The sequence below is a fragment of the Roseovarius tibetensis genome (assembly GCF_050896375.1).
Lineage (GTDB): Bacteria > Pseudomonadota > Alphaproteobacteria > Rhodobacterales > Rhodobacteraceae > Roseovarius > Roseovarius tibetensis.
This window is the reverse complement of record NZ_JBPBBB010000076.1, coordinates 1-6,373: the sequence shown is the minus strand read 5'-3', so window position 1 is coordinate 6,373 and position 6,373 is coordinate 1. Positions and strand designations below refer to the sequence as shown.

7 protein-coding genes are annotated in these 6,373 nt (G+C 61.4%); all 7 read right to left on the bottom strand.

Features of this window, described 5'->3' with window-relative positions:
• Positions 1-323 precede the first annotated feature (323 nt).
• The gene (locus tag ACROSR_RS19820) at positions 324-572 is read right to left on the bottom strand and encodes an SHOCT domain-containing protein (protein ID WP_432687616.1); all 249 of its coding nucleotides are present in this window, start codon (positions 570-572) and stop codon (positions 324-326) included.
• Between the two features lie 65 nt (positions 573-637).
• The gene (locus ACROSR_RS19815; RefSeq protein ID WP_432687615.1) at positions 638-1,159 is read right to left on the bottom strand and encodes a Spy/CpxP family protein refolding chaperone; all 522 of its coding nucleotides are present in this window, start codon (positions 1,157-1,159) and stop codon (positions 638-640) included.
• Between the two features lie 420 nt (positions 1,160-1,579).
• Complete coding sequence (locus ACROSR_RS19810) at positions 1,580-2,203, bottom strand: transmembrane anchor protein (RefSeq protein ID WP_432687614.1); 624 nt, start codon at positions 2,201-2,203, stop codon at positions 1,580-1,582.
• Positions 2,204-2,216: 13 nt separating this feature from the next.
• Positions 2,217-2,939, bottom strand: coding sequence for a HupE/UreJ family protein (locus ACROSR_RS19805; RefSeq protein ID WP_432687613.1), 723 nt, complete (start codon positions 2,937-2,939; stop codon positions 2,217-2,219).
• Positions 2,940-2,997: 58 nt separating this feature from the next.
• The gene (locus ACROSR_RS19800) at positions 2,998-3,342 is read right to left on the bottom strand and encodes a hypothetical protein (protein ID WP_432687612.1); all 345 of its coding nucleotides are present in this window, start codon (positions 3,340-3,342) and stop codon (positions 2,998-3,000) included.
• A 409-nt stretch (positions 3,343-3,751) separates the two neighbouring features.
• Complete coding sequence (locus ACROSR_RS19795) at positions 3,752-4,135, bottom strand: dihydroneopterin aldolase (protein ID WP_432687611.1); 384 nt, start codon at positions 4,133-4,135, stop codon at positions 3,752-3,754.
• A gap of 695 nt (positions 4,136-4,830) precedes the next feature.
• The coding region (locus tag ACROSR_RS19790) for a hypothetical protein (RefSeq protein WP_432687610.1) at positions 4,831-6,373 on the bottom strand (1,543 nt) is incomplete at its 5' end.

Below are 6,373 nucleotides of genomic sequence, written 5' to 3'. Positions count from 1 at the left end.
GATTTGCCATTTTGCTTTTTGTCATACCCATCATCCTTACTTAAGTTGATGGTCTCCGACAAATCCGGGGCGATTCATTCTTCTGCCCTCAACGTAATCCGATCGCCTTGGTCCGGTTCCCCCGGGCGAGGAATGGCTGGACGTCCCGGTATAGACACATGGTCATACACACGGGATCGATCGCGAAGTCCTAGATAATCCCGTCGATCACGATGGGGATGCATTCTGGCGCCGCGACCACCCCGTGGCGAAAGCTCCCGTAGGCAGCAGCAGCGTGTCGGCATCGGCCGCGCGTTGGCGGAGGCACATTAGCGCCGGCGGCGCTACTGACGGGACTTCTCTTCGCGCGGTGCAGAGAGATCGTCCTTGCGCTGAAGGTAGTCCTCGCGGTCGATCTCGCCGCGGGCGTAGCGCTCGTCAAGGACATCCATCGCGGAACGCCCGCCACCCGGCGGCGACGTCTCCCCGCGCGACCGGATCAGCAGGACGATGCCGGCGATCACCACGCCCAAGAAGAGCAGCCAGAGGATACCGGGAAACGGCATCCACCAGTGCCAGCCATCATGCATCATGTCGGGCCCCCTGACTTGTGCCGCGGCGAGGTGAGGGAGCCCGAGGAAAAGCGCAACCAGTGCCCTCACATCATCCCCATGCCCATGATGCTGTCGGCGACCTGCTTCTGCTCGTCGTCGAGCGCCTCGTAGAGCGGCACGGCCGCGTCGCGCAGCGTTCTCAGGGTTTCGATGCGCGCCGACATCATCTGCTCGTGGCGTTCCATGCGCTCGGGAAACGAGGTCGGCGGGTCGCCCGACATCATCGTCTCGTGCACCTGCTGCATGGAGCCGGCGGAATTTCGCATCGCGTCGGCATAGTCTTCCCAGGCATCCATCTGCGCGTCGGTGATGCCGAGTTCGGTCTTCAGAAAGGCCAGCCGGCCCTCGATATGTTTGGCAGGGCCACCGCCCATCATGTGGCCGCCCATGTTGCCCATCATCTGGCCACCCATCATCTGGCCGTGCATGCCCTGACCCTGCATCATGCCCGGGCTGTTCTGCATACCCTGCTGCATCCCGCCCTGCATCTGCTGCTGCGCGACTGCCGGTGCCATCAGCGAGGTAGCGACGGCGGCGGCGAGGAGGAATTTTCCATGGCGACGCATCTATATCTCCTTTTGTTCTCAAGTTGCTTTGATCTCCATACGGCATTCCTGCCAATGACGCATTGAGCGAGATCAACGGATCACTCCCGAATCCGCTTGGCGCCGACATCGCGCGGTGGCCGACCGTGTCCGCGTAAAGGCTCAGTGCGAACCTGGCGCACATCATGCTTGCCCGTGCCGGTGGCCCTTGGCCAGGTCATCACGTGGATGTTCCGCCATAGCGCTTGCCACCTGACAAAAGGTTCCGCGTTCGCCTCTGATGTGCCCCAGGTTGCCAAGAGGAAAGTCCGAGGACCAGCCATACGGACCTTTCTGTCGTTCCCTGCACGCGCATCAATACCCGTCCCGAAGCTACCGCCTCGTGCACGAGGGTAAAGCGCTGCCAGTCGCCGCGGGGTTTAGGAATGGCAGCGCTGTTGATCAGTTCGCGTCCTTGAACTCAGCGTAGTCGCCACGGACCTGCACGGTCACCGTCACGTCGCTGTCATCGCGGTTTCGCCAGAACCATCCGTGCTCGCCGGCGAACCCGGCGACGATCCTACCTTCGTCCCCAGTGGAGCCGCGGCCCTTCTCGTAGGTGACCGACTGGCCGTCGCCATGGCCGTGAAGGTCGAAATTCACCCGGCCCCCTTCGACGAACATGCGGTATTCCGCGGACTGACCTTCTTGCATCACAAGCTTCCATTCTGCCGAGGCCCCCGGCGCCAGCTTGAACGTGGTCTCGTCACGCCAAGTCTCGGCCTCTTGCGCGTGGGCGGTGCCGACGAGGAGCCCGAAGATTTCGTTTACAAGGCTCGACTGATCGTCGCCCGCTGCATCCATCTGTCGGTCGGCCTCGGCTTCCTCGGCGAGCTGGGCCTTGATCTCGCCCATCTCGGCGAGACCGAGAACCCCGCCTATGCGCGTCGGGTCAATGCCGTATTCCGCGGGGAGAACGACGGTGACGAGGATCGCCACCGCCGAGACGGCGGCGATGACGGTGGAGCGTAGAAGCTGCGCCGAGGTCGGGAGCTCTTCAAGCGTCGGTTTCTTGGAATTGAACATGTCATGTCTCCTTTCAGGTGACGAAATAGCCGGTGATCTGATAGCCCATTAGGATGAAGCCCAGGGTCATCATGATGACGTTTGCGGTGTAGGCCTGGCGCAGGAAAGCCGGGGAGCGGCGCCAGTAGCCCATGACGATGAGGATCACGGCCAGGGCCATGATCTGCCCGATCTCGACGCCCACATTGAACGCCAGCAGATTGGGCAGCAGCCCCTCCGCGGCGATGTCGTAGTCAAGTATCTTTGTCGCCAGGCCAGTGCCGTGGAAGAGCCCGAAGACCAGCGTCGCGGCCCTCGTGTCGGGCTGAACCCCGAACCAGCGTTGATAGGCCCCGAGATTGTCGAGCGCCTTGTAGACGACCGAAAGGCCGATGATGGCGTCGACGATGTAGGCGTTCACGCCCCACCCGAACCACACCCCCGCGAGCATCGTGGTGGAATGACCGATGGCGAAGATGCTGACATAGATGGCGACGTCCTTCATCCGGTAGAGGAAAAAGACGACGCCGAGCAGGAACAGGATGTGGTCGTAGCCCGTGACCATGTGCTTGGCCCCGAGATAGGTGAAGGGGGCGAGGTTCATTCCCCAGATTTCCTGGATATAGCCGGCATCGCCTTCGGTGACGTTGTGCGCGACGGCGGTGCCTGCCCAGAGGCACAGCAGCCCCAGGACGGGCAGGATGGCGATGATGCGCGGCAGGCGCCATGATCGACCATCCGCGGTTACGGATTGCATGATGTTCTCCCTGGATTGTCCGGTGTGGCATGTGTGGCTGACCTCGAAAGGCCCTGCGTCACACGCGTGGCGGTCGCTCCAGTCGAAAATGAGGTGGCGTCCAGTCCGGCAGGGCGGCGCTACGCCATGTGGCGAAAGTCTCGCCGGCCGGCTGTGCGACCCGACCCGGCAGCAGAACGGCCTGCGAGTGATCGTGATCGACCGTGTCATGGCTATGGCCATGCATCGCCCAGAGCAGGTCTTCTTCAAGACCATGGGAATGACCATGGCTGTGGATCATCTCGGCGTGTTCCTGGAGGGTTTCAATGACCTTCGGCACGTGTGAAGTGCCCGGAGAAACGCTCCAGATTACCAGCGCCGCACAGGTCAGCAGGACAAACACCCGCCGCGCCGTCCGCGCCATCATCCTGCAAGATCCCATGGTCCTGCCCGCCTCGTATTGCCCACGCCTTGTGTCCGGCGTTTTGCTCGCTCCTGTCCGGAGACATATCGGTTTCATATGATGAACGGCGATCTTCACGCAAGTCTGTAGGACAAGTCGGACAGTCGGACAAGGCATTCGGTGTCCGACTGTCCGACTGTCCGATCAGCACATCGGAATGACGAACCAGGGGCTCGCAACAACACACCGGGAACGAACAGTTGCTCGCGTCGAGATGCGCATCGACAATATCCGTCCGGAAGACATGACGCGTTCGCGCGGCTTGGTGGGCCCTGTCGCTTAAGGTGATCGTCGATGGTGGAAGCATCTCTGCGCTAGTCGTCTCCCTGAAGGCGCAGGTGGCATCGGGATACAGAGTGAGGCGCGCCGATCAGCGCAGCCCGTCGAGATAGGCGCGGTCCACCGACAGCCTGAGGCCGAGCGCGCCGGTCCCCATGGCGACGGGGGTCTTGCGCAGGAAAACCTCGGCCGCCTCAATCTGCGGCTGCCGCGCACAGGCATGCACGATACGGGTCATGAGCCGTTCCTGCGTCGCGTAGGGCCCGTCCTCGAACAGCCGCAGGATTTCGGCGATCAGCGGGTCGTAGTCGAAGACATGGTCCATACCGTCCGCATCGATCAGGACCAGCGCGGGGTCCACGGTCAGGGTCAGGTCCAGCAGGTGCGAATCCGGCACCGTGTCGTCGGGCCCGTAGGTGCCGATCTCGACCGGGATCTCGAGGTTCGTCAGCTCGACGGTGCTTTGGCAGGGCAAGGGCGTTCTCCTGATATGCGCATGGCGCAATCAGATAGGCCGCGCCGGGTCGCGGTCACGCGCCGACAGCGTCTGCAAGCTGCCGCTTTGCGTTGCCGCGCGTCTCCGCATGGCAGGGGCATGTCCACCAGAGCCACGGAGAGAGTCGTGGAGCGCTCTTTCGCTCGCTGGGGCGTATGGAGGCCTAGAAGCGGCTGAGCGCACTCAGCGGACTCCATAGGCGCTCTTTGGGGCCAGCGAGCGGCGCCCCAACTCTGAACCGTGTCGCAGCGCCCGGAAAGCCTGCTACATCTCCGGCGAAACGTGCCGGCTCACGCGATCCAGTCCAAGGACCACTGTCCTCAGCCAGCGATCCCAGCAATTAGCTCCTAACCGAAGATTTTGACGACCATTTCCCGCAATTCCGCGCCATGCCGATGGCAGCTCACGCGGTGCTCAGCGTCGGTAAGCCCTGTAAGTGCTTACTTATTCTGTTGTCGGCTGGTTTCGCTCGAGCTGGCACGCGTGCGGCTCTATTAACTGGGTCACCTTCCTTTCTTCACCTTCCTTCCCCGAACACGCACCCCACTATTCACTTCCCCCTTCTACACCACACACTCCACCCACACGTCAGACGAGAAGCAGCAGACAGAAAAGCGACGCCGCACACATGCTCATCCCACACGTCTGCGAGCCTCCGCGAGCGCGCCCGAGCCCTACCTGGTGGTGAAACCGCTCCAGCGCCGCTTCAGCCCGTCGAGTGCGTCCCCTACCACGTTGTTCATCTCCTGCCAGTCAGCGAGGCCAAGCTCCTCGTCTTTCGTCTTACGCGGCGGTTTCTTCCCGGCCTGTTTTGCCGCCAGCCGTCTCTCCTCCGCAAGAGCACGCAGCCGAAGGTTTATGCCGTAGACGCCGCGGTTCCTCATCTGGACCTGTGCGTCTTCGAAGATGTGCTGCAGCGGCTCGATTACCGGCACTCTGCAGCGCAGGAAATCTCTGGTGAGCTTCCGGAACGAGATACTGCCCAGGTCGTCGATCGTGTGCAGACCATGTTTCTTCAGCGTCTCGGTCCCGGAGATCGTGACTTCCATCCTCGCGCGGCGTTCAGTGTCGGGCAGCGGCACGAAGGTTTCCTTGATCGGGTTTCGTTTGTCAGTGATCTTATTCTGGATGCTGACCAGGTGCGACCTGAACTTGTCACCTTTCGAAACCGTTGAACTCAGAAAGGGCGTGTATCCCGCGTTTTTTGTGAGAACACGGTCGCGGATGCCTTCCTCGGCGATCATGGAGTCCGACCTGTGCTTGGTCTTCTTGCCGGGAGAAGAGACATGGGCAAACAGATATCGCGTCTTCGGCTTGCGCCTTGGCAGCTTGTCCTGATCATCATGAATCTGTCGCGCATCTGCATATCGCGGCGTCGCGGCGTCTGGCTCTATTATGCGACTTGGCCTGCTCCAGTGATGGCGTTGTAGAAGTCCCACCATCCGCTCGCGGCGCAGAACGGCCTCTTCCGGCGTGCATGGCCTCCTCGCGTAGAAATCGACAGAGACCTCGATCAGATGAAACTGCACTGGCTCGATGAGACCGGGCCCATCCTTGATTGTTTTCAGGATCGCAGCCAGCACCTCCGGCGTCGGCTCCTGGATCAGGATCGCGAACGGCGAACCTGTCAGGATAGATTCGTCGGGGCATATGAGCGGCGCACCCCATACGTCGCCAGACACCTTGGGATTGAGCAGATCGTCGACGACGGTAGTGATCCCAATCTCCTTCAAGATCATGTTCCGCAAATTATAGCGGTGTATCGCTACACGGGTCTCGACCAAGATGACCACCCTGTCGATCAGTGCCTTGACCTGGTAGTCGTTGCGAATGTCCACGTCCGGCACCAAGGTGACTGTCCCCACTCGATCCGGACGCGCTTTCCCGGTTGATGATGTGGCGGTCGTCATGTGCGGCACATATCGGAGCCGAGGGTCCAGCTTGGTGCCCGATGGCAAGCGCCGATGCTCCTCGGCATGCATATCAGATTGATATTCGAGTGCGATCTCACACGGGACGAGGGTCGCAGCACGTGGTGCATCCGGCTCGACAAAGATCTCCGGTCGGTCAGTCTGTGACGCCGGCAGCATGCCGGTTATCGCATCCAGCACGCGCACGATCTCAGGCGATTTCCTGATCTTCGTAAGCGCGATCTGGGGCCCACCTTCTTCTGACTTATGATTTCTGGGAATCCGTCCCTGTCTTGGAATAGGGAAG

Excerpts from the sequence above, each read along its gene's own strand:
- ACROSR_RS19820 (WP_432687616.1), bottom strand. The coding sequence starts at position 572 with ATGATGCATGATGGCTGGCACTGGTGGATGCCGTTTCCCGGTATCCTC.
- ACROSR_RS19815 (WP_432687615.1), bottom strand. The coding sequence starts at position 1,159 with ATGCGTCGCCATGGAAAATTCCTCCTCGCCGCCGCCGTCGCTACCTCG.
- ACROSR_RS19810 (WP_432687614.1), bottom strand. The coding sequence starts at position 2,203 with ATGTTCAATTCCAAGAAACCGACGCTTGAAGAGCTCCCGACCTCGGCG.
- ACROSR_RS19805 (WP_432687613.1), bottom strand. The coding sequence starts at position 2,939 with ATGCAATCCGTAACCGCGGATGGTCGATCATGGCGCCTGCCGCGCATC.
- ACROSR_RS19800 (WP_432687612.1), bottom strand. The coding sequence starts at position 3,342 with ATGGCGCGGACGGCGCGGCGGGTGTTTGTCCTGCTGACCTGTGCGGCG.